Here is a 21371-nt window from a genome sequence, read left to right on the forward strand (position 1 = left end):
GCTCCTACAGGGGGGGCTGTGTTTAGTCGGAAGGTTTTGCTCTTCGGGCCTTGAAGAACTCACTTAAAACAGCCCCGCACTCCTCCGCCAACACCCCACCCTCATGCAACACCCGGTGATTCAAAAAGCCCTGGGTAAAGAATTGCCCCTGGCTCTGTACAATCCCCGCCTTCGGCTCCAGCGCGCCATACACCACCCGCGTGATCCGCGAGTGCACGATCAGCCCGGCGCACATGCTGCACGGCTCCAGCGTCACATACAGCGTGCTGCCGGGCAGGCGGTAGTTGCTGACGGCCTCGGCGGCGGCGCGAATCGCGACCATCTCGGCGTGGGCACTGGGATCGCTGGTGCTGATCGGGCAATTGAAGCCACGCCCGATGATTTCACCGTCCTGCACCAGCACCGCGCCCACCGGCACTTCGCCCAGGGCCGCGCCTTGGGCGGCCAGGGCCAGGGCTTCACGCATGAATTCGCGATCACGGCTGCGATCGATGATGGCGGCGGGACGAATCTGACGCATCACGCCACCTCGATGGCGGCCATCAGGCCGGTTTCCATGTGATCGATCACATGGCAGTGGAACATCCAGACCCCGGGGTTATCCGCCACCAGCGCCACTTGCGCGCGCTCGTTCTTGCCCAGCAGATAAGTGTCGGTGAAGTACGGAATCACCTTGTGCCGGTTCGAGGCGATGACCTTGAAGCTCATGCCATGCAGGTGAATCGGGTGCTGATACTGGGTCATGTTCTTCAATTCGAAAATGTAGCTCTTGCCCTTTTCCAGCTTGGCAATCGGGCGGTCGGCGCAGGTCTTGTCAGTGATGTCCCAAGCCTTGCCGTTGATCTGCCACAGGCTCGGCGGCTTGCCGTTGTCGACGTTGACCGACACCGAGCCGACCCATTCGAAATTGAAGTTGAGTTTCTCGGCATTGGCCAGGTCCGGTTCGGCGATCGGGTTGGCCGGCAGTGCCGGTGGCCATTCGCTCGGTGCGTCGGTATTGGCCACTGAACGCAAGGTACCCAGGCGCACCGGACCGTTGCGCAAGGACAATTCTTCACCGGCCGCAGGCGCCTTGATTGCCAGGCAAATGCGCATGCCGGGGCCGAGCCAGTATTCCTTGCCCAGCGGGCGCGGTTCGATGGGGTTGCCGTCGAGCGCATAGATCTGCGCTTCGACGCCGGGAATGTTCAGGCGATAGGTCAGGGTGTTATCGAGATTGAGAATGCGCACCCGGGTGATCTGCCCGGCCGGCAAGTCGATCACCGCCTGCGGCACACCGTTGATGGTCGCCAGGCGTCCCGCCGTGCCGCCACGGGCCGCTTCCCGGGGGATGCTGAACTCGACGAAATTGCCGACCTCGTCGACATGCCAGCTCTTCAGGCTCAGGGTCTTTTCGTACTTGAAACCGGTGGGCTCGCGCTCTTCGATGATCAGCGGGCCGACCAGGCCACGGCCGAGTTCTTCGCTGCTGTTCACATGCGGGTGATACCAATAGCTGCCGGCATCCGGTACACGGAATTTGTAGTCGAAGTACTCGCCCGGCAGCACCGGCAATTGCGAGACGTAGGGTACGCCGTCCATTTCCAGCGGCAAACGGATACCGTGCCAGTGAATGGTGGTCGCCACCGGCAGGTGGTTGATGAAGCGCACCCGCAGCCATTCACCCTGGCGCACCCGCAACTCGGTGCCCGGCGCCGACGGACCGAAGGCCCAGGCCTGGGTCTTGTGCCCGGCCACCAACTCCACGTCCAACGGCGCCGCAATCAGCTCATAGTCGTGACCTGCATCCGCATCGGCCATCTTGCCCAGCCAGTAGCGTGACGCACCACCGGCTCCCACGCCAACCACCACAAGACCGGCCAGACCACCGAGTATTTGTCGACGGGAAAAGGACATTAACCAACCACCTCGCGAATCGGACAGGCCCCAGGGACCCGCAAAAGGCGAATACGATACACCTGCGATTGCGAAACAGTAAGGGCAACGCGGCGGATGGACGCAGATGGCCGTGTCTCTACACCCATTTCGCGGATAAAGAGACATAACTATGCAGCGCACCTTCATCGAACGAGGGCAGCATCCTCGGCATTCGAATTCTCAAGGAAAGAGAGTGCAATGAACACGACACACACCCGCCCGCTGCCCAATGCCGCCGACAAGACCGCCCTCAAGGCGATCGCCACCACCGTGATCCAGACCTGCCCGAGCCTGCAGGACACGGCCCACGAAGTCGCCAGCGATTTGCTGAAGAAGTACCACGTCACCGGCCTCGATCCGGACGAGGTCTATTTCCATCGTTTCGACGCTTCCCAAAGCAGCTCGAAAGCCTTCACCGGTTGGGAGCACGTGCACGCAACGCCCACGTCGACCATGACCCTGACGCAACTGGTGATCCAGCGTTTTCGGGTCGGCGACCAGGACAACGCCGACCTGCTCGACGTGTATGGCGGCTTCTACACCGCGGGGCCCCACGCAGAGATCTACAACGAAAGCAATGAAGTGCGCCTGCACGGCAACGACGTGCTGAAGGACTTCTGGAGCATCAATTTCAGCGCGCTGTACGAAGAACGCCTGACCACCTTCTGGACCCGATCCGGCGACGATTTCCGCACCCTGGCCAAATGCAACTTTCTCATCAAAGCCGTTAAAGCACGGGACAAAGGCCAGTTGAGTGACGAGGATTTCCAGTACGTCACTCAAGCCGTGATCGGCCCTGTCACCTGGCCCGTCAGCCTGCCGATGCTGCAAGCGCTGCACCCTTGCACCGGCAATGTTCGCAGCCTCGATGTCGCCGGCTACGTCGCCATCAATGCGCTGCGCATTGTCGCGCCCAAGGGTCGCCAGATCGTTTACCTGCCCGGTGAGATCAATGCGTTCACGGTATTGGAAACCGCGACGGACATGCACTTCTGGGTGTTGCAGCAGATGAACAAAAAACAAGTGCGCCGGCAGTTCATGACGCACTTTTCCCAGGCTGACCGGCAGGCAATCGACGAGAACATCACCGACCTCATGAACCGGCTGGTGAGCTCCTGGGGCCAGTACGATCATCACCTGATCAACCAGGAAGATCAGGTCATCAGCGGCGATGCCTTCACCTGGCTGCGCGACTCGACCAAGGACGCGATGTTCGCCGAAGCCGCGCTCTCGCTGACCTCCAATGGCGACCTGCGCAAAAAGCTCTGGCTCGGCTACCTCAGCGCCGGCGTGAAAGTCTTCGGCCCGATGGCGGTGGTCGGTTGGCCGGTCGCCCTGCCCGTGATCGGCGCCAGCATCGCCAGTATCGGTCTGAACATCGATCAGGCGGTGAATGGCAAAACCGCGCAGGAGCGCAAGGCCGGGATCCTCGGTGCGGTGCTCAGCGGCATTGATTTGCTGTTCAACCTGCTGGTCCTAAAGGGCCCGGGCTCGCTGGAGGAAATCGGCCCTGATATCGAAGCCGCCGAAGCCAAAGAGATGTCCGATCTGCTTGAATCGACCGAACCCGCGGTTAAACCAGCACCGAGGGAAACCGGTCTGCCCACCGAGCGCACGCCAACGGTGCCGGACAACTTCAGGATCGACGTGCCGTTGTCCGAGGACACGCTGATGCGAGAGCCCGGCAAGTTCCAGGGCATTCATCAGCTCGCGTCCAACCCTTCCACCGCGATCGAGCTCAATGACAGCGCGTACTTCGTGCGCTACGAAAGCGATCTCAACGGTCGCGGCCACTGGGCCATCATCGACCCGGCCAACCCCAATGCCTTTTCCGGTTCGATTCCCGTGCGTCTGGCCGCCGATGGCAAGTGGGAAGTCATCCCGCGCCTGGGGTTGCAGGGCGGTATGGACGTGCCACCTGTACCGGATGCAAGCGCAACGGGCGCGCCCGTCGTCGAAGAGTGGGCGCGATCGGAGGGCATTCATGTGCCCGGACTGGATGACCCCGAAATGCGCAGCTGGGCACTCGGCGGCGCCGAGGTGCGCACGGTATTCACCACCGAATCAGGGGCAACAGTGTCGGTGAGCGAGTTCGATCTGGCCCAGGATGTACCTCGCCGAAACCTGATCAGCGATGCCAACGCGTATTACCAGCTTCATCCACCGACGCTCCGCCTGCCGAGGCCTGCTGCCGAACTGATCGAAACCCCGGCGCAATTGCTCGACACTGCATTCGCAAGCAAGCCGGGGCTGGTCTTCGGCGAGAGCCGCGGCGCCATCGGCAGCAAACAGTTCCTGATCGAGAACATGCCCGAACTGGCTCGGCGTGGGGTCAAGACGCTGTACTTGCAGGAACTGCTGGCGAACGCCAATCAGCTCGACCTGGACGCCTTCGCCCGCAGCGCAGAGATGTCCGAAGAACTGGAGAACTACCTGAACAAACTCGACTTGAAGGCGGGCAACGATCCCGAAGGTCAATTCAATCTCAAACAGTTGGTGAAAACGGCCAATGCCCAGCGCATCCGGGTACAGGCCATCGACATGTCCACCACTTACAACGTCAATGACGACCCGTTCGACCCGGAACCGCAGAACCAGATGGTGCGAGGTTTTTTCGCCAGTGAAGTGATCAACTTCAACGAACAATTGAAGGAGTCGTCGAAATGGGTTGCCCTGGTCAATCAAGAAAACATGACGGCATTCAGAGGTTACCAAGGCATCAGCGAACAGACCGATGCATTGAGTGTGCGCATCGCTGACGTCACGCCGGGACAGGCGCAGCCCGTCAGTGCCGATCCCGGGATAGCGGTAGAGTTTGCCGACTATCCGGACTCCCCCGTTTTTGAAACGGACGGTGTGGCCGATCCCGACAGCCTCCAGGCCTGGATCAAAGGCGACTGGCGTGTGCAAGTGGAAACCCCGTGGGCCTACAGAACGCCACAAGACCTGCGGGCGCTGTTGCCGGAACCGGGGATGTTCACCTTCCAGCGCTACCGCAGCAGCGTGCTGGTGGTCTATCGCAACGCCGAGGGGCGCATGGCCGACAGTGTTATCCGTTTGACTCCCGGCGGCAGGATCAATCTGGATACCCCGCTCGCACCGACCTACGAGTCCATGACGGTGGATAGTTACGAGGAACTGAAACAGGCACTGATCGCAAAAGGCATGCGGCCAATGGGCTGGCCGGTACTTCAAGACGTGGCACAGGCGTTGCCTGACATCCCGCGCCCGACCATTCCCTCCAACTGGCAGGCCAACGAACTGCTTGAAGGTGAAACGATGGTTGATGAGCCCGGAAAATTCCAGGGCATCTATCGACTCAACTCCAATCCTTCAACCGCCATCATGCTCGACCACACGCCTTACTACGTGCGTTGGGAAGCGGACCTCAACGGCGGCGGGCACTGGGCCGTCATCGACCCGGAAAACCCTCACGCGTTCTCCAACTCGATCCCCGTGCGCCTGAACGCTCAGGGTGAATGGCAAACCATGCCGCGCGGCGGGCTCAACGGTGGTGGCAAGACACCCATGCTGCGCTTGCCCGCCTCGGAGTACGACATGCCCGAGCAGTTGAAGGCCGAACTGAAAGGTGGCGCGAACGGCCAGGACGACGAGTCGTTACGCGACTTCTACGACAGCCTCAACGAGCACGATCCCTACCGCGACTTCAAGGCGATCAGAAAACGCCTGCATCGCGATGCCGTGCGCTTTTACGCCGAGCTACAACTTCCCGCACGTCCGCCGATCCCGGCGCTTGCTCCCGAGGCCAGTGCCAAAGACATCATCGCGAAAAGCCTCGAACATGCCCGAGGCCTGGTCATCGGCGAAAGCCATAGCTCCATCGCCAGCAAGCAGTGGCTGATCGAGAACATGGAGCTGCTGGCCAACAAGAATGTGAAGACCCTGTACATGGAACATCTGCTGACCGACTTCCATCAAGCGGCGCTGGATACGTATTTCGAAACCGGGACGATGGCGAAAGACCTGGAGAGCTACCTCAACGCACTCGATGTCGGCAACATGACCGACCCGCTGGGGCGCGACACGTTTCTGCAACTGGTCAAACAGGCCCGTCGTTTCAAGATTCGGGTGCAGGCCATCGATTGCATGGCGAGCTACCGGCTCAACGGCATGGAGAAGGTCGGTTCGCTGGAGCCTGCGGTTGAGCCCACGGCGCGACAGAAAATGATGAACTACTTCGCCCGCTCGATCATCCGCAGCGACCAGGCCCTGCGTGGCGCGCACAAATGGGTGGCGCTGATGGGCAACTCCCACTCCAACACCTTCGAAGGCGTGGCGGGCGTCAGCGAACTGGAAGAAGCCATCGGCATACGCGTTGAAGATGTCGCCGAAGGCGCCCCGGTGGGCATCGAGGCCGACCCGGGAAGAATCCTGCCGTTGGGCGGAACCGCGTTCGATCGCAGCGCCTTGGTCAAAGGTGATTTGCTCTTGCGAATGGCAACGCCATGGAAAGCGCAGACCATGCCGGAAATCGAAGCGGCCTTGCCCCACCGCGGGATGTACACCTTGAAACTGCAACCGCGCATGACCTTCCTGGTGCACCGCAGCCGCAGCAATGCAGTCGTGCGTACGCTCATCGAGAACGATAACGGCCGCTTCTACATCGAACGCCCCGAATGGCCTTCGATCAATGGCAAGCGCTTTGGCAGCATGAAAGCGCTATTGAATGGGCTGGATCAGATGGGCATGACACTGGCCGGCTGGTCGCAACCGCTGTAACCGGCGCACAAAAAAACCGTGTGAAATCGGATTTCACACGGTTTTTGTGTTCCAGCCTTCAGAACATCAAGGCTGGCGCGGGATCATTCCCACTCAATGGTCGCCGGCGGCTTGCTCGACACGTCGTAGGTGACGCGGGAGATGCCTTCGATTTCATTGATGATGCGGCCGGATACGGTTTCCAGCAGTTCGTAGGGCAGATGAGCCCAACGCGCGGTCATGAAGTCGATGGTTTCCACCGCACGCAGGGCCACGACCCAGGCGTAACGACGGCCATCGCCGACCACGCCAACCGATTTCACCGGCTGGAACACCACGAACGCCTGGCTGACCTTGTGGTACCAGTCGGCCTTGCGCAGTTCTTCGATGAAAATGTGGTCGGCACGACGCAGCAGGTCGGCGTATTCCTTCTTCACTTCACCGAGGATGCGCACGCCCAGGCCCGGGCCCGGGAACGGGTGACGGTAGACCATGTCGTACGGCAGGCCCAGTTCCAGGCCCAGACGACGGACTTCGTCTTTGAACAGTTCGCGCAGTGGCTCGACCAGTTTCAGGTTCATTTCTTCCGGCAGGCCGCCCACGTTGTGGTGCGACTTGATCACGTGGGCCTTGCCGCTTTTCGCGCCAGCCGACTCGATCACGTCCGGGTAGATGGTGCCCTGGGCCAGGTACTTGATGTTGTCCAGCTTGCAGGATTCGGCATCGAACACGTCGATGAAGGTGCGGCCGATGATCTTGCGCTTCTTCTCCGGGTCGGCTTCGCCGGCCAGGTTGTTGAGGAACTGGTCCTCGGCGTTGGCGCGGATCACCTTGACGCCCATGTTCTCGGCGAACATGGCCATCACCTGCTCGCCTTCGTGCAGGCGCAGCAGGCCGTTGTCGACGAACACGCAGGTCAGCTGATCGCCGATGGCCTTGTGCAGCAGTGCGGCAACCACGGACGAGTCAACACCGCCGGACAGGCCGAGCAGGACGTTGTCGGTGCCGACCTGAGCGCGAACCTGAGCGATGGCGTCTTCAGCGATCTTCGACGGGGTCCACAGCGCTTCGCACTCGCAGATGTCGAGGATGAAGCGCGACAGGATGCGACCGCCCTGCTTGGTGTGGGTCACTTCCGGGTGGAACTGCACGCCGTAGTAACGGCGCTCGTCGCTGAACATGCCGGCGATCGGGCAGCTCGGGGTGCTGGCCAGGATGTGGAAGTCTTCCGGCATCCGGGTGACTTTGTCACCGTGGCTCATCCAGACGTCGAGGCCGAACAGGCCGTCGGCGTCGATGTGGTCTTCAATGCCGTCGAGCAGACGGCTCTTGCCGACCACGTCAACGCGGGCATAACCGAACTCACGCAGCTCGGAACCTTCAACCTTGCCGCCCAGTTGTTCGGCCATGGTCTGCATCCCGTAGCAGATACCGAAGACCGGCACGCCCAGGTCGAAAACGGCTTGCGGGCAGCGAGGGCTGTTGGCTTCGTGAACCGACTCCGGGCCACCGGCGAGGATGACGCCTTTAGGAGCGAATTCGCGGATCGCATCTTCGTCCATGTCGAACGGATGCAGTTCGCAGTACACACCGATTTCGCGCACGCGGCGGGCGATCAGCTGGGTGTACTGGGAACCGAAGTCGAGGATCAGGATGCGGTGAGCGTGAATGTCGAGGGCCATGATTCAGTCTCGTCTAAAAAATTCGGAAACAGTCGTGATTCAGAAACAACTCGGGGCTGAATAAAACAGCCCCGGTCGTTAACTTTTTGCTGGAAGGCTCAACCTACGCGGTAGTTTGGCGCTTCCTTGGTGATCTGCACGTCGTGGACGTGGGACTCGGCCATGCCGGCGCCGGTGATCCGCACGAACTCGGGCTTGGTGCGCATCTCTTCGATGTTGGCGCTACCGGTGTAGCCCATCGAGGAGCGCAGGCCGCCCATCAACTGGTGGATGATCGCGCTCAGGGTGCCCTTGTACGGAACACGCCCTTCGATGCCTTCCGGAACGAGCTTCTCGGCGCCTGCCGAGGAGTCCTGGAAGTAACGGTCGGAGGAACCCTGGGCCTGGGACATGGCGCCCAGCGAACCCATGCCGCGATAAGCCTTGTACGAACGGCCCTGGAACAGTTCGATCTCGCCCGGCGCTTCTTCGGTACCGGCGAACATCGAGCCCATCATCACGCAGGAAGCACCGGCTACGATGGCCTTGGACAGGTCACCGGAGAAACGGATACCGCCGTCGGCGATCAACGGTACGCCAGTGCCTTCGAGGGCAGCGGCGACGTTGGCGATGGCACTGATTTGCGGTACGCCGACACCGGCGACGATACGGGTGGTGCAGATCGAGCCAGGGCCGATACCGACCTTGACCGCGTCAGCGCCGGCTTCGGCCAGGGCCTTGGCGGCAGCGCCGGTGGCGATGTTGCCGCCGATGACCTGCACCTCAGGGAAGTTCTGCTTGACCCAGCGAACGCGATCGATCACGCCCTTGGAGTGACCGTGAGCGGTGTCGACCACCACCACGTCAACGCCGGCGTTGACCAGGGCAGCGACGCGGTCACCGGTGTCTTTACCGGTACCGACGGCAGCACCAACGCGCAGACGACCTTGATCGTCCTTGCTGGCCAGCGGGTAAGCCTTGGCTTTTTCGATGTCGTTGACGGTCATCATGCCTTTGAGGGCGAACTTGTCGTCGACGATCAGCACGCGCTCGATGCGGTGCTTGTGCAGCAGCTCACGCACATCGTTCTTGTCGGCGCCTTCCTTGACCGTGACCAGACGCTCTTTAGGCGTCATCACTTCACGGACAGTGGCTTCCAGACGGTTCTCGAAACGCACGTCACGGGAGGTGACAATGCCGACCAGGTCGCCATTGTGCAGTACCGGAACGCCGGAGATGTTGTGCAGGCGGGTCAGTTCGAACAGGTCGCGCACCGTGGCATCAGCCTCGATGGTGATCGGGTCTTTTACGACACCGGCTTCGAACTTCTTGACCTTGCGGACTTCGGCAGCTTGCTGCTCGATGGTCATGTTCTTGTGGATGATGCCGATACCACCTTCCTGAGCCATGGCAATTGCCAGACGGGCTTCAGTGACGGTGTCCATGGCGGCGGAGACCAGTGGAATATTCAGCTCGATGCCACGGGTAAGGCGGGTCTTGAGACTGACTTCGTTAGGAAGCACCTCGGAATAACCGGGCACTAGGAGAATGTCGTCGAATGTCAGAGCTTCTTGGCTGATACGCAGCATCGCGGGGGCTCCCGAGCGGGAAAATGGAAGCGCGCCATTATAGTCAGACACCCCCTCGGGTTCAATGTAAAACTCTGACTATTATTGGCATTACTGACATACGGGAATTAATGCCCGAATCTACGGTATTCACCACGTTCCTGTAGGAGCTGCCGAAGGCTGCGATCTTTTGATCTTGATCTTGAAAAATCAAAGTCAAAAGATCGCAGCCTTCGGCAGCTCCTACCGTCAGAGTTCGACTTTCACCCAGCTGACCGGCTGATCGAGCCAATCGGCGAATTCGTCGAGAAAGCTTTGCTTGAACCCGGCTTCGGCCCAGTTGTTGAAAATGAACCCGAGGTTGGAGAAGCCGCATTCCTGCAAGAACAGAAAGCCGTTGATGTCGTCTTCATGCCCGCATTCCGGGCAGGTGAAGTTATCGGTGCGCCCCGGCATCCAGTCTTCCAGGCTTTCGAACAGCGCTTCACCGACTTCCTTGCGACACTCGGCGCAACCTGCTTCTTCTAGGAACCCCTTGGCCGGCGTATAGATGCAGCGTTTGGTAATGATCTCCAGGCCATTGACCGGCTCGCCGAACGGCAGGGCTTCGGGGTGCAGGACCACTGCGCGGGCACCGTCAGCGATGGCATGGGCCATGCGATTGCCGGTGCGACCACAGGTGGTCAGCTCTTCCTGGATGATGTTCTTGCGCACCAGCCAGCGCACAACGGCCCGGGCCCGGGGCTCGTGCACCGGCAGGGTGGAGATTTTCGGGACGATGATGCTTTGGGAATTCATGGGTACAGGCCTGGAGCATTGATGAAGGGTCTTGGGCATCCACAAATTATAGGTCGACCCCGACCTGATGCCTGGTACCGATCCTGTGGGAGCGGGCTTGCCCGCGAAGACGGTGGGTCAGTCAACACCTATGTTGGCTGTGCCGACGCCTTCGCGGGCAAGCCCGCTCCCACAGGGATTGCAGACTTGCCCGAGAAGTTTTACAGCTCTACCACAACCGCCTGCGAAGCACGGGTCGCCTTGGCGCGGGCGGCTTCGATCGACTCGTCGCGCGCCAGGGCCACGCCCATGCGGCGCTGGCCTTTGACTTCAGGCTTGCCGAACAGGCGCAGCGCGGTATCCGGCTCGCTCAAGGCGGCACCGAGGTTGGCGAAAGCGGTCTGGGTCGACTGCCCTTCCACCAGAATCACCGCCGAAGCCGATGGCCCGAACTGACGGATCAACGGGATCGGCAGGCCGAGAATGGCCCGTGCATGCAGGGCGAACTGCGACAGGTCCTGAGAGATCAGCGTGACCAGACCGGTGTCGTGCGGGCGCGGCGAGACTTCGCTGAACCACACCTGATCACCCTTGATGAACAACTCGACGCCGAACAGACCACGACCACCCAGGGCTTCGGTCACGGCTTTGGCGACGCGTTCGGATTCAGCCAGGGCAATCGGGCTCATGGCCTGCGGCTGCCAGGACTCCTGGTAGTCGCCCTTCTCCTGACGATGGCCGACCGGCGCGCAGAAGGTGGTGCCGCCGACATGGCGCACGGTCAGCAGGGTGATTTCGTAGTCGAAATCGATGAAGCCTTCGATGATCACCCGACCTTTACCGGCACGGCCACCTTCCTGGGCGTAATCCCAGGCTTTCTGCACGTCATCGACGCTGCGCAGCAGGCTCTGGCCTTTGCCCGAGGAACTCATGACCGGCTTGACCACGCATGGGAAGCCGAGGTCCTCAACGGCTTTGCTGTAGTCCTCGAAGGTGTCGGCGAAGTGGTACGGCGAGGTCGGCAGGTCCAGCTCTTCAGCGGCCAGGCGACGGATGCCTTCGCGGTTCATGGTCAGTTGCGCGGCGCGGGCGGTCGGGATCACGGTGAAACCTTCGGCCTCCAGCTCCACCAGGGTCGCGGTGGCGATGGCTTCGATTTCCGGAACGATGAAGTGCGGCTTCTCGGCCTCGATCACGGCACGCAGGGCAGCGCCATCGAGCATGTTGATCACGTGGCTGCGGTGCGCCACCTGCATGGCCGGCGCGTTGGCGTAGCGATCCACGGCAATCACTTCAACGCCCAGGCGTTGCAGCTCGATCACCACTTCCTTGCCCAACTCGCCACAGCCACACATCAATACGCGGGTCGCGGTGGGCGACAATGGAGTTCCGATACGGGTCATCTGAAGGTCCTCAAGAAGCGGATCATCGAGGGAAGCACGCTTCCCATGGGGAGAAAGCGCGGCATTTTACATGAACTTCAGCTGACGACAGCCTGTTTGCGCAGGCGCCAGGCCATGATCAGCCACACGGCGGTGACCCCGGCGAATTTCGAACCCAGGGCGGTGAGGATCACCCCCGGCGTCAGGGCGTCGATCATGCCGAAAAAGATAAAGGTATCGAGGGGAATGCTCAGGGCCGAACTTATCCACAGGCGATCATGCAGCGGGCGCTTGGTGATGCTGAACACCAGCCAGTCGATGCACTCGGAAACCGCGAACGCCGTGGCGCTGGCCAGGGCGATGGACGGATCGGAGGTGGCGTAGGACAACACCAGCGCCACCAGCATCGCCATGAGGGCGCCATGCCCGAAACGGGTTTGCACCATGTCGCGCAGGATAAACACCAGCCCGCCCCAGGCCGACCAGATGATGTCCAGGTGGGGGGCGGTGGAGAAGGCGAAGTTGATCAGCACGACGCTGCTGATGTAGGTGATCAGGAAGAGCATGGGAGCAGTAGTACCTGTCAATTTTGTGCACAGGGTACTTCATCTTCGGTACACAAATAACCTGTGGCGAAGCGCTTTTGTGGCGAGGGGGCTTGCCCCCGTTCGACTGCGCAGCAGTCGTAAATTCAGCGGGCCAGGTTGGTCAGACAGAATGTGATTGCAGGATTTGGCGCTGCTGCGCAGCGCAACGGGGGCAAGCCCCCTCGCCACAAAAGCGCGACCGACTTAGTTATTGGATTTGGTGGGTAACATCCACACCAGCCCACTGGCCTTGGCCCGCTCATGACACAACCCCAGCACCGTGCGCCGTTCGTCGTTGGTCATGCGGCTCCAGCGGGTGATTTCCTCAACCGTACGCTGGCAACCGGTGCAGATATCATCGTCATCCAGCGCACAAATGCTCACGCAGGGCGATGCCACCGGGCGTTCGGGCGTGCTCATTCTTCCTGCTCGACCAGATCGCGGGCATAACGCTGCGAGTTGTGCACATAGTGGGCAGCGCTGGCTTCCAGCATCCTGATTTGCGGCTCGGTCAATTCGCGCACCACTTTGCCGGGCGACCCCATGACCAGCGACCCGTCCGGAATCTCCTTGCCTTCGCCGATCAGCGAATTGGCGCCGATGATGCAGTTCTTGCCGATCTTCGCGCCATTGAGAATCACCGCGTTGATGCCGATCAGGCTGTTGTCGCCGACGGTGCAGCCGTGAAGCATGGCGTTGTGGCCGATGGTCACGCCGGTGCCGATGGTCAGCGGATAGCCCATGTCGGTGTGCATCACGGTGCCGTCCTGGACGTTGCTGTTCTTGCCGATCAGGATCAACTCGTTGTCGCCGCGCAGCACGGCGTTGAACCAGACGTTGGCGCCCTCCTCCAGCTTGACCTTGCCCACCAGCACGGCATTGGGGGCGACCCAGCTCTGTGGATGGGTTTCGACACGGGCGTCGCCCAGGCGGTATTTCATTGTTGTATTCCTCAGGGCTCGGGCAGTGCCATTCGAACGATGGCTTCAGGTATTGATAAAGCTTTTGGGAGGTTGATGCAGGCTGATTTTGGCGTCATACAGCAGGTTGATCAACTCGACGATCATGATCGCCGTCAGCCCCCAGATCTTGTATTCGCCAAAGCGATAGCTCGGCACGTACCAGCTGCGGCCCTGATAGTCGATGCGATGGGTATGTTCGCGAGGGTCTTTGCGGAAGAATTCCAGGGGCACGCTGAACACCGCGGCGATCTCGGCATCGTTGGCCCGGTATTCGACAAAATCCGGGATCACCCCGACATAGGGCGTGACCATGATGCCATGCAGGCTGATCAGCGGGCTGAGCGGGCCGATCACCTCGACCAGCCCCGGCGGCAGGCCTATTTCTTCTTCGGCTTCACGCAGGGCGGTGAAAATCAGGTCGGAGTCTTCGGGGTCGCGGCGACCACCGGGGAAGGCGACTTCGCCGCCATGGGTCGACAGGCCGCTGGCACGCAGGGTCAAAACCAGCTCGGGCTCGTCACTGCGGGTGATGGGCACCAGCACTGCGGCCTCGGGAAAACGACGATCGGTCTCCAGCGTGCGTGGAGTGTGGTTACTAACCCGATGCAGTAGCTCGTCCAGCATGAGTGTTCTCGATTTGTGCCTTACCCGGCATCATGCACCAATCGCTGCGGTCGCCCAACCCCCGCAACCGCCCCATGTCGCGAAACGACAACTTGCCGACCGGCACCGCAGCACGCCAAGATAGGCGCAGCATTCAGGAACCCCAGCATGAAATTTTGCAGCCAGTGCGGTAACCCGGTGACCCAGCGCATTCCCGAGGGCGATTCACGCCTGCGTTTTGTCTGCGACAGCTGTCAGGCCATCCACTACCAGAACCCCAATATAGTCGCCGGCTGCGTGGCGACCTGGGGCAGCAAGGTGTTGCTGTGCCGGCGGGCCATCGAGCCGCGCCGCGGCTACTGGACCCTGCCCGCCGGTTTCATGGAGAACGGCGAGACAATCGAACAGGCCGCCATTCGCGAAACCGCCGAGGAAGCCTGCGCCCGGGTGCGCAACCTGAGCATCTATACCCTGATCGATGTGCCACACATCAGCCAGGTGCATGTGTTCTTCCGTGCCACGCTTGCGGACCTGGATTTTTCTGCCGGCCCCGAGAGCCTGGAAGTGCAACTATTCGACGAAGCGGACATTCCTTGGGATGAGCTGGCTTTCCGCACGGTGGGCCGTACCTTAGAATGCTTCTTCGCTGACCGGCGGACCGAGGTCTATCCCGTACGGTCTGAATCGATTCCGCCGCTTGCTCAACCTGCCATAATCTGATGCCATATTGGTATCATTCGTAGTCGCTGAAAAATCGTCCGAACGCGGCCCGAGCCTTCGACAGCTCCTACATAAAACATCTATAAATAAATAGTCGCGACACCTCCTGGGGAATCGTTTCAATGCGCTGGTTGCTTGCCCTGTTCTGTTTGTCTTTCGTCGCGGTGTCCCAGGCTTCTGCCTTGGAACCCCTGGACGGCAAGGTCATCGAGAAAATCCTGGTTCTCAAGTCGTCCCATCAATTGCAATTGATCAATGACGGCAAGCCGCTCAAGACTTATCGCATCTCCCTGGGCAAGCGTCCCAAGGGGCCGAAACTGATGGAAGGCGACAAGCGCACCCCGGAAGGCCTCTACTGGGTCGACTGGCGCAAGGTCAGTGATAAATTCAACCTGGCGATGCACATTTCCTACCCGAACATCAGCGATTCGGCCCGCGCCCGTCGTGAAGGCGTCGAGCCCGGCGGCATGATCATGATCCACGGCACCCCGGACACCGAAGACACCCCGGAAGACCTGTTCCACACCCTGGACTGGACCGACGGCTGCATCGCCATGCGCAACATGGACATGCGTGAAGTCTGGAACCTGGTGCCGGACGGCACGATGATCGAGATTCGTCCGTAATTCCCTCGACCATTGGTCGGCATCAAAAAATAAAATCAAAAGATCGCAGCCTGCGGCGGCGCCTACAGGGTGAATACCATTTCGCTCTGTAGGAGCTGCCGCAGGCTGCGATCTTTGTCGTTTTAAAGCCCACCGCTAATACCACTTCAAACCACCACACCTCCAGCCGGCCACAATCAGGCAATTCTTGTAAAACACCCGCGTTGACATGGTATTCAAGTGGTATTAGTTTCGCCTCACAACCGGGCGACAACAATCCTATATCCGCATCGGACAATGCCTACATGAACGACCTACAGGCCCTGCGCCCCGACGACACTCAACCCACGCCGTTGTACCTGCAACTGGCACGCAATCTGGAAGCGGCGATCCATGCCGGCCAGTGGAAAGCCGAACAGGCCATGCCGTCGGAGCGCCATCTGAGCGAGACCCTGGGCATCTCCCGCGTCACCGCCCGCAAGGCGCTGGAAGTGTTGTTCGAACAAGGCCTGATCCGCCGTAACCAGGGCTCCGGCACCTTCATCACGCCGCGCCTCGAACAACCGCTATCGCGACTGTCCGGTTTCAGTGAAATGCTCCGTCTCAAGGGTTTCGTGCCCGGTTCGCAATGGCTGGAGCGGGAAATCACCCTGCCGACCCACGAAGAGCTGATCCGCCTCGGCCTGTCGCCCAACGACAAGGTCGCGCGGCTCAAACGCCTGCGCAAGGCCGACGACACCGTGATGGCCATCGAGATGAGCACCCTGCCCGCCTCGATCATTCCCAAGCCGCAATCGGTGGGCGACTCCCTCTACGAATTCCTCGACGGCATCGGCAAGCCGGTGGTGCGCGCCTTGCAGCACATCCAGGCGATCAACGCCTCGGACGAGTTCGCCGCGCTGGTCGGCATCGCCCCCGGCACCGCCATGCTGCTGATGACCCGGGTCGGCTACCTGGAAGACAACACGCCCATCGAAGTCACCGACACCTATTGCCGCAACGACTACTACGACTTTGTGGCCGAACTGCGTCGCTGACAAAACAGCCGGTCGCTAAAAACCGAGATCCCGACATGTCCGAAGACAACATCCTCACCGCCCGCGGCTGGGTTCGCGGCCGACTGGTCCACGCCCACGGCAAGGTCGTGTCCATCGAAGGCGTCCCTTGCGATCCGGCGGACAACGACCTGCCTTATCTGCTGCCGGGTTTCATCGACCTGCACGTTCACGGCGGTGGCGGCAAAGACATCATGGAAGGCAGGCCCGCCTTCGAAACCATCACCCGCACTCACGTGCGCTTCGGCACCACGTCGCTGCTGGCCACCACCATGACGGCGCCGAGCGAAGAGATCAGCAGCGTGCTCGAAGCCGTCGGCGAATTCTGTGAGCAGCGGCCACAAGGTTGCGCCCGGGTGCTCGGCGTGCACCTCGAAGGCCCCTACATCAACCCCGGCAAGCTCGGCGCGCAACCCAACTTCGCCCATACCGCATTGATGGCCGAGGTCGAAGCGTACCTGGCACTGGCGCCGATCCGGGTGATCACCATTGCCCCGGAAATCGCCGGTCACGACGCCTTGATCCGCGACCTCAGCCGCCGCGGCATCCGCATGCAGATCGGCCACACCCTGGGCAGTTACGAGGAAGGCGTCGCGGCGCTGGAGGCCGGCGCCAGCAGCTTCACCCACCTCTACAACGCCATGAGTCCGCTGCATCACCGCGAGCCGGGGATCGTCGGCGCCGCACTGGCCCACGCCAAATACGCCGAACTGATTCCCGACCTGCTGCACGTGCACCCCGGCGCCATCCGCGTCGCGCTGCGCTCGATCCCGGGCCTGTACTGCGTCACCGACTCGACCGCCGCCGCCGGCATGCCCGACGGCGAGTACAAACTCGGCAGCCACACCGTGACCAAGTGCCTGGGCGGCGTGCGCCTGCCCGACGGCACCTTGGCCGGCAGCACCCTGACCATGGATCAGGCGTTGCGCAACCTGGTGAAAATCGGCCTGCCCATCGCCGAAGCCTCGCAGCGCCTGTCGCAATTCCCCGCCGACTACCTCGGCCTCACCGAACGCGGGCGCCTGCAACCGGGGGCCTGGGCCGACTGCGTGCGGCTGGATCGCTCACTGAAACTGACCGCCGTCATGGTCGAAGGAGAAGACATTGACTTCAAAAATGCTTGAAGAGGCGCTGTCCTCGTTCGAGGCCGTGCAAGCCCAATTGCAAAAACTTGACCCGCAGATGATCGAGATCGCCGGACGCCTGCGTCGTCAGCCGCCGCAAGTGGCCATGACCGTGGCGCGCGGCAGCTCCGACCACGCCGCCAGCTACTTCGCCTACCTGACCATGCAGCTGCTGGGCATCCCGGTGGCGTCGCTGCCGATGTCGGTGGTGACCATGCAGCAGGCACCGCTGAAGGTCAGCGGCCAGGTGGCATTCGCCTTCTCGCAATCGGGGCAAAGCCCGGACCTGGTCAACAGCCTGCGCCTGTTGCGCAAGCGCGGCGCCTTGAGCATTTCGCTGGTCAATGCCGAGGACTCGCCGCTGGAAGCCGCCTGTGAGTTCAGCCTGCCGCTGTGTGCCGGCACTGAAAGCAGCGTCGCCGCGACCAAGAGTTTCATCGCCACCCTGAGCGCCAGCGCGCGGTTGATCGGGCACTGGAAGGACGACGCCGAACTGCTCGAGGCTGGTTTGGCCTTGCCCGACGGCCTGCGCAACGCCGCGCAGCAGGACTGGAGCCCGGCCATCGAGGCCTTGCGCGATTGCCAGCGGCTGATGGTGATCGGCCGGGGCGCCGGTTTCGCCATCGCCCAGGAAGCAGCGCTCAAATTCAAAGAGACCTCGGCCATCCAGGCCGAAGCCTTCAGCAGCGCCGAAGTCCGCCACGGCCCGATGGCCCTGATCGGCGACAACTACCCGCTGCTGGTGTTTGCCCCACGGGGCGCCGAACAGGCCGGCCTGCTGAGCCTGGCCGCCGACATGCGCCAGCGCGGCGCCCGTGTCCTGCTGGCCGCACCGGATGACGTGCTCGAGCGCGACCTGACCCTGACCCGCGCCGAACACCCGGCCCTCGACCCGATTCTGGCGATCCAGAGTTTCTACGTGATGGCCGCCGGCCTGGCCGTGGCCCGCGGCATGGACCCGGACCAGCCGCGGCACTTGAGCAAAGTCACCCGTACGCACTAAATCGAATGGCGATTGATGGACCTGTAGGAGCGAGCCTGCTCGCGATGGACGTGAACGATGACGCGTTCTTCCTGAATGAACGCGTTGTTCTCAGGTTCTTCGCGAGCAAGCTCGCTCCTACAGAGAAGCGCGTTGATCCGAACTGTATTTTTTGATGAGACCGAGCCATGCATAACAACAATAAAGAGCTGACTTTAAGCGCCCCGCTCAGCGGCCCGGTGCTCACGCTCGCCAAAGTCCCGGACCCGGTGTTTGCCAGCGGCGCCATGGGCGACGGTATCGCCATCGATCCGCTCAACGACACGCTCCACGCCCCCTGCGCGGGTGTGGTGGTGCATGTCGCGCGCACCGGTCACGCGCTGACCTTGCGTGCCGACAACGGCGCGGAATTGCTCCTGCACCTGGGCCTCGACACGGTCGAGCTGCAGGGCCAAGGCTTCTCGATGCTGGTCAAGGAAGGCGCGCGCGTCGCCAACGGCCAGCCCCTGCTGCGCTACGACCTGGACAAGGTCGCGCAACAGTGCAAAAGCCTGGTCAGCCTGCTGATCCTCACCAACAGCCAGGACTTTCAGGCGCGGCCCATCACCCTCAAATCGGTGAAAGTCGGTGAGCCGCTGCTGCACATCATTCGTCGACAGACATCGACCGCAGAAGTCGATGTCGAGTTTGCCGGCGCAGAGATTGTCGGCCTCGTACGCATTGCTCACCGTGGCGGCCTGCACGCCCGGCCGGCCGCGTTGATCCGCCAGACCGCGCAAGGTTTCAAAAGCAAATCGCAGCTGCACTTCGCCGGCAAGTCGGCCACCTGCGACAGCCTGATCGGCCTGATGGGGCTGGCCATCGGCGAGCAGGCAGAAGTCCAGGTCAGTTGCCAGGGCCCGGACGCCGAAGCCGCGCTGCAAGCCTTGCTCACCGCGTTATCCACAGCCCTGGCTGAAGACAGTCACACCGCCGCCCCACCGACGATCGCCCAACGCAATCGCCCCGCCGAAGCCGGTGTGTTGCACGGCGTCTGCGCGGCGCCCGGCCTGGTCGGCGGGCCGCTGTTTCGCCTGAATGCGATCAGCCTGCCAGTGGACGCCGGCCATCATGATCCGCAACAGCAACGCCAGGTTCTGGACGCGGCACTGAGCCAGGTGCGCAGCGAAATCGACCACACCCTGGCCCAGGCAAAAAAACACAAGGACAGCGCTGAAGAGGCGATCTTCGCCGCACACCTGGCGCTGCTCGAAGACCCGGCCTTGCTCGACGCTGCCAGCCAATCCGTCGACCAGGGCACGGCCGCGACCCACGCCTGGAGCCAGGCCATCGACACGCAATGCGAAGTGCTCCAGCAAACCGGCAGCACATTGCTCGCCGAACGCGCCAACGACCTGCGCGATCTCAAGCAACGGGTGCTGCGCGTATTGCTCGGCGATACCTGGCATTACGACGTGCCGGCCGGCGCCATCGTTGCGGCCCATGAACTGACGCCCTCCGACTTGTTGCAACTGAGCCAGCAAGGCGTCGCCGGGCTGTGCATGGCCGAGGGCGGTGCGACCTCCCACGTGGCGATTCTGGCCCGGGGCAAAGGCCTGCCGTGCATGGTCGCACTGGGCTCGACGCTGCTCGATCAGCAACAGGGACAACCGGTGGTGCTGGACGCCGACGGCGGTCGCCTCGAACTGACACCCGGCACACAGCGCCTGGCCGACGTGCGCCAGCTGCAACAGCAACAGCAACAACGCCGGGCCGAACAACAGGCCCAGGCGCACACACCGGCGCTGACCACCGATGGCCTGCGCATCGAAGTCGCCGCCAACGTGGCGTCCAGCACGGAAGCGGCAGACGCATTGGCCAATGGCGCCGACGGCGTCGGCTTGCTGCGCACCGAATTTCTCTTTGTCGACCGCCACACCGCCCCGGACGAACAGGAACAACACCAGGCCTATCAAGCCGTGCTCGATGCCATGGGCGACAAGTCGGTGATCATCCGCACCATCGACGTCGGTGGCGACAAGCAACTCGATTACCTGCCACTGCCCGCCGAGGCCAACCCGGTGCTCGGCCTGCGCGGCATTCGCCTGGCCCAGGTCCGCCCGGAACTGCTCGACCAGCAACTGCGCGCGCTGCTGCACCTGCACCCGTTGTCACGCTGCCGGATCCTGCTACCGATGATCACTGAGGTCGATGAACTGCTGCACATCCGCCAGCGCCTCGACGCCTTGTCCACCGAACTGGGCCTGGCGCAGCGCCCGGAGCTGGGGGTGATGATTGAAGTGCCGGCCGCCGCGCTGCTGGCCGAGCAACTGGCGGAGCACGCGGACTTCCTGTCCATCGGCACCAATGACCTGTCGCAATACACCCTGGCCATGGACCGCGACCACGCCGGGCTCGCCGCGCGCGTCGATGCGCTGCACCCGGCCCTGCTGCGGTTGATCGCCCAGACCTGCGCCGGTGCGGCGCAGCACAAGCGTTGGGTCGGTGTGTGCGGTGCACTGGCGTCCGATCCGCTGGCCACGCCGGTGTTGATCGGCCTGGGGGTTAGCGAGCTGTCGGTGAGCCCGGTACAGATCGGTGAAATCAAGGACCGCGTGCGTCATCTCGACGCCAGCGAATGCCGGCGCATCAGCCAGGGCCTGCTCAAGCTGAGCAGCGCCAGCGCCGTGCGTCATGCCTGCCACCAGCATTGGCCTCTGAGCTGAGCTC

17 protein-coding genes are annotated in these 21371 nt (G+C 62.0%); 7 read left to right on the top strand and 10 right to left on the bottom strand.

All coding sequences use genetic code 11. The features are described 5' to 3' along the window. Window positions 1–22: 22 nt before the first annotated feature. Both tadA and PMI26_RS17260 read right to left on the bottom strand, forming a co-directional pair. Window positions 23–520 carry a tRNA adenosine(34) deaminase TadA gene (tadA, locus tag PMI26_RS17265; protein WP_007973921.1) on the bottom strand — a complete coding sequence of 166 codons (498 nt, stop codon included), beginning with the start codon at window positions 518–520 and terminating at the stop codon, window positions 23–25. After that, window positions 520–1896, bottom strand: a complete 1377-nt coding sequence (locus PMI26_RS17260; protein WP_007973923.1) for a multicopper oxidase family protein — start codon at window positions 1894–1896, stop codon at window positions 520–522. Before PMI26_RS17260 ends, tadA begins: the two co-directional genes overlap by 1 nt. 219 nt (window positions 1897–2115) lie before the next feature. Here PMI26_RS17260 and PMI26_RS17255 point away from each other — a divergent pair, with 219 nt between their 5' ends. Further along, window positions 2116–6657 carry a membrane-targeted effector domain-containing toxin gene (locus PMI26_RS17255; RefSeq protein WP_007973925.1) on the top strand — a complete coding sequence of 1514 codons (4542 nt, stop codon included), beginning with the start codon at window positions 2116–2118 and terminating at the stop codon, window positions 6655–6657. 83 nt (window positions 6658–6740) lie between these two features. On the opposite strand, the gene guaA is transcribed toward PMI26_RS17255, so the two are convergent. The 8 genes from guaA to PMI26_RS17215 all read right to left on the bottom strand — a co-directional run bounded on the left by guaA (window position 6741) and on the right by PMI26_RS17215 (window position 14197). Beyond that, window positions 6741–8318, bottom strand: a complete 1578-nt coding sequence (guaA, locus tag PMI26_RS17250) for a glutamine-hydrolyzing GMP synthase (RefSeq protein WP_007973927.1) — start codon at window positions 8316–8318, stop codon at window positions 6741–6743. Between the two features lie 98 nt (window positions 8319–8416). Then, on the bottom strand, window positions 8417–9886 hold the full coding sequence (gene guaB / locus PMI26_RS17245; RefSeq protein ID WP_007973930.1) for an IMP dehydrogenase: 1470 nt from the start codon (window positions 9884–9886) through the stop codon (window positions 8417–8419). Window positions 9887–10114: 228 nt separating this feature from the next. After that, the gene (locus tag PMI26_RS17240) at window positions 10115–10663 is read right to left on the bottom strand and encodes a hypothetical protein (RefSeq protein ID WP_007973932.1); all 549 of its coding nucleotides are present in this window, start codon (window positions 10661–10663) and stop codon (window positions 10115–10117) included. A 200-nt stretch (window positions 10664–10863) separates the two neighbouring features. Next, the gene (gene purT, locus PMI26_RS17235) at window positions 10864–12045 is read right to left on the bottom strand and encodes a formate-dependent phosphoribosylglycinamide formyltransferase (RefSeq protein WP_007973934.1); all 1182 of its coding nucleotides are present in this window, start codon (window positions 12043–12045) and stop codon (window positions 10864–10866) included. Between the two features lie 77 nt (window positions 12046–12122). Continuing rightward, the gene (locus PMI26_RS17230; RefSeq protein WP_007973936.1) at window positions 12123–12590 is read right to left on the bottom strand and encodes a VUT family protein; all 468 of its coding nucleotides are present in this window, start codon (window positions 12588–12590) and stop codon (window positions 12123–12125) included. Window positions 12591–12815: 225 nt separating this feature from the next. After that, window positions 12816–13031 (bottom strand): DUF1289 domain-containing protein, encoded by a 216-nt coding sequence (locus tag PMI26_RS17225; RefSeq protein WP_007973937.1) that lies wholly within the window; start codon window positions 13029–13031, stop codon window positions 12816–12818. Continuing rightward, on the bottom strand, window positions 13028–13552 hold the full coding sequence (locus PMI26_RS17220) for a gamma carbonic anhydrase family protein (RefSeq protein WP_007973939.1): 525 nt from the start codon (window positions 13550–13552) through the stop codon (window positions 13028–13030). Before PMI26_RS17220 ends, PMI26_RS17225 begins: the two co-directional genes overlap by 4 nt. Before the next feature lie 45 nt (window positions 13553–13597). After that, window positions 13598–14197 carry a CoA pyrophosphatase gene (locus PMI26_RS17215; RefSeq protein WP_007973942.1) on the bottom strand — a complete coding sequence of 200 codons (600 nt, stop codon included), beginning with the start codon at window positions 14195–14197 and terminating at the stop codon, window positions 13598–13600. 147 nt (window positions 14198–14344) lie between these two features. On the opposite strand from PMI26_RS17215, the gene PMI26_RS17210 reads away from it, so the two are divergent. The 6 genes from PMI26_RS17210 to ptsP all read left to right on the top strand — a co-directional run bounded on the left by PMI26_RS17210 (window position 14345) and on the right by ptsP (window position 21367). Continuing rightward, window positions 14345–14896 (top strand): NUDIX hydrolase, encoded by a 552-nt coding sequence (locus tag PMI26_RS17210; protein WP_007973944.1) that lies wholly within the window; start codon window positions 14345–14347, stop codon window positions 14894–14896. Window positions 14897–15018: 122 nt separating this feature from the next. Beyond that, window positions 15019–15522, top strand: coding sequence for a L,D-transpeptidase family protein (locus PMI26_RS17205; RefSeq protein WP_007973946.1), 504 nt, complete (start codon window positions 15019–15021; stop codon window positions 15520–15522). A 284-nt stretch (window positions 15523–15806) separates the two neighbouring features. Beyond that, window positions 15807–16538 (top strand): GntR family transcriptional regulator, encoded by a 732-nt coding sequence (locus PMI26_RS17200; protein ID WP_007973947.1) that lies wholly within the window; start codon window positions 15807–15809, stop codon window positions 16536–16538. 35 nt (window positions 16539–16573) lie between these two features. Next, complete coding sequence (gene nagA / locus PMI26_RS17195) at window positions 16574–17680, top strand: N-acetylglucosamine-6-phosphate deacetylase (RefSeq protein ID WP_007973948.1); 1107 nt, start codon at window positions 16574–16576, stop codon at window positions 17678–17680. Further along, the gene (locus PMI26_RS17190) at window positions 17661–18683 is read left to right on the top strand and encodes an SIS domain-containing protein (RefSeq protein WP_007973949.1); all 1023 of its coding nucleotides are present in this window, start codon (window positions 17661–17663) and stop codon (window positions 18681–18683) included. The genes nagA and PMI26_RS17190 overlap by 20 nt, the downstream gene beginning before the upstream one ends. A 167-nt stretch (window positions 18684–18850) precedes the next feature. Beyond that, window positions 18851–21367 (top strand): phosphoenolpyruvate--protein phosphotransferase, encoded by a 2517-nt coding sequence (ptsP, locus tag PMI26_RS17185; protein ID WP_007973951.1) that lies wholly within the window; start codon window positions 18851–18853, stop codon window positions 21365–21367. The last annotated feature ends 4 nt before the right edge of the window (window positions 21368–21371 follow it).

Origin of the sequence: Pseudomonas sp. GM33, assembly GCF_000282295.1 — a bacterium.
Classification (GTDB): Bacteria; Pseudomonadota; Gammaproteobacteria; order Pseudomonadales; family Pseudomonadaceae; genus Aquipseudomonas; species Aquipseudomonas laurylsulfatiphila.

Coding starts and splice junctions, on each gene's coding strand:
- tadA (WP_007973921.1), bottom strand. CDS start 520: ATGCGTCAGATTCGTCCCGCCGCCATCATCGATCGCAGCCGTGATCGC.
- PMI26_RS17260 (WP_007973923.1), bottom strand. CDS start 1,896: ATGTCCTTTTCCCGTCGACAAATACTCGGTGGTCTGGCCGGTCTTGTG.
- PMI26_RS17255 (WP_007973925.1), top strand. CDS start 2,116: ATGAACACGACACACACCCGCCCGCTGCCCAATGCCGCCGACAAGACC.
- guaA (WP_007973927.1), bottom strand. CDS start 8,318: ATGGCCCTCGACATTCACGCTCACCGCATCCTGATCCTCGACTTCGGT.
- guaB (WP_007973930.1), bottom strand. CDS start 9,886: ATGCTGCGTATCAGCCAAGAAGCTCTGACATTCGACGACATTCTCCTA.
- PMI26_RS17240 (WP_007973932.1), bottom strand. CDS start 10,663: ATGAATTCCCAAAGCATCATCGTCCCGAAAATCTCCACCCTGCCGGTG.
- purT (WP_007973934.1), bottom strand. CDS start 12,045: ATGACCCGTATCGGAACTCCATTGTCGCCCACCGCGACCCGCGTATTG.
- PMI26_RS17230 (WP_007973936.1), bottom strand. CDS start 12,590: ATGCTCTTCCTGATCACCTACATCAGCAGCGTCGTGCTGATCAACTTC.
- PMI26_RS17225 (WP_007973937.1), bottom strand. CDS start 13,031: ATGAGCACGCCCGAACGCCCGGTGGCATCGCCCTGCGTGAGCATTTGT.
- PMI26_RS17220 (WP_007973939.1), bottom strand. CDS start 13,552: ATGAAATACCGCCTGGGCGACGCCCGTGTCGAAACCCATCCACAGAGC.
- PMI26_RS17215 (WP_007973942.1), bottom strand. CDS start 14,197: ATGCTGGACGAGCTACTGCATCGGGTTAGTAACCACACTCCACGCACG.
- PMI26_RS17210 (WP_007973944.1), top strand. CDS start 14,345: ATGAAATTTTGCAGCCAGTGCGGTAACCCGGTGACCCAGCGCATTCCC.
- PMI26_RS17205 (WP_007973946.1), top strand. CDS start 15,019: ATGCGCTGGTTGCTTGCCCTGTTCTGTTTGTCTTTCGTCGCGGTGTCC.
- PMI26_RS17200 (WP_007973947.1), top strand. CDS start 15,807: ATGAACGACCTACAGGCCCTGCGCCCCGACGACACTCAACCCACGCCG.
- nagA (WP_007973948.1), top strand. CDS start 16,574: ATGTCCGAAGACAACATCCTCACCGCCCGCGGCTGGGTTCGCGGCCGA.
- ptsP (WP_007973951.1), top strand. CDS start 18,851: ATGCATAACAACAATAAAGAGCTGACTTTAAGCGCCCCGCTCAGCGGC.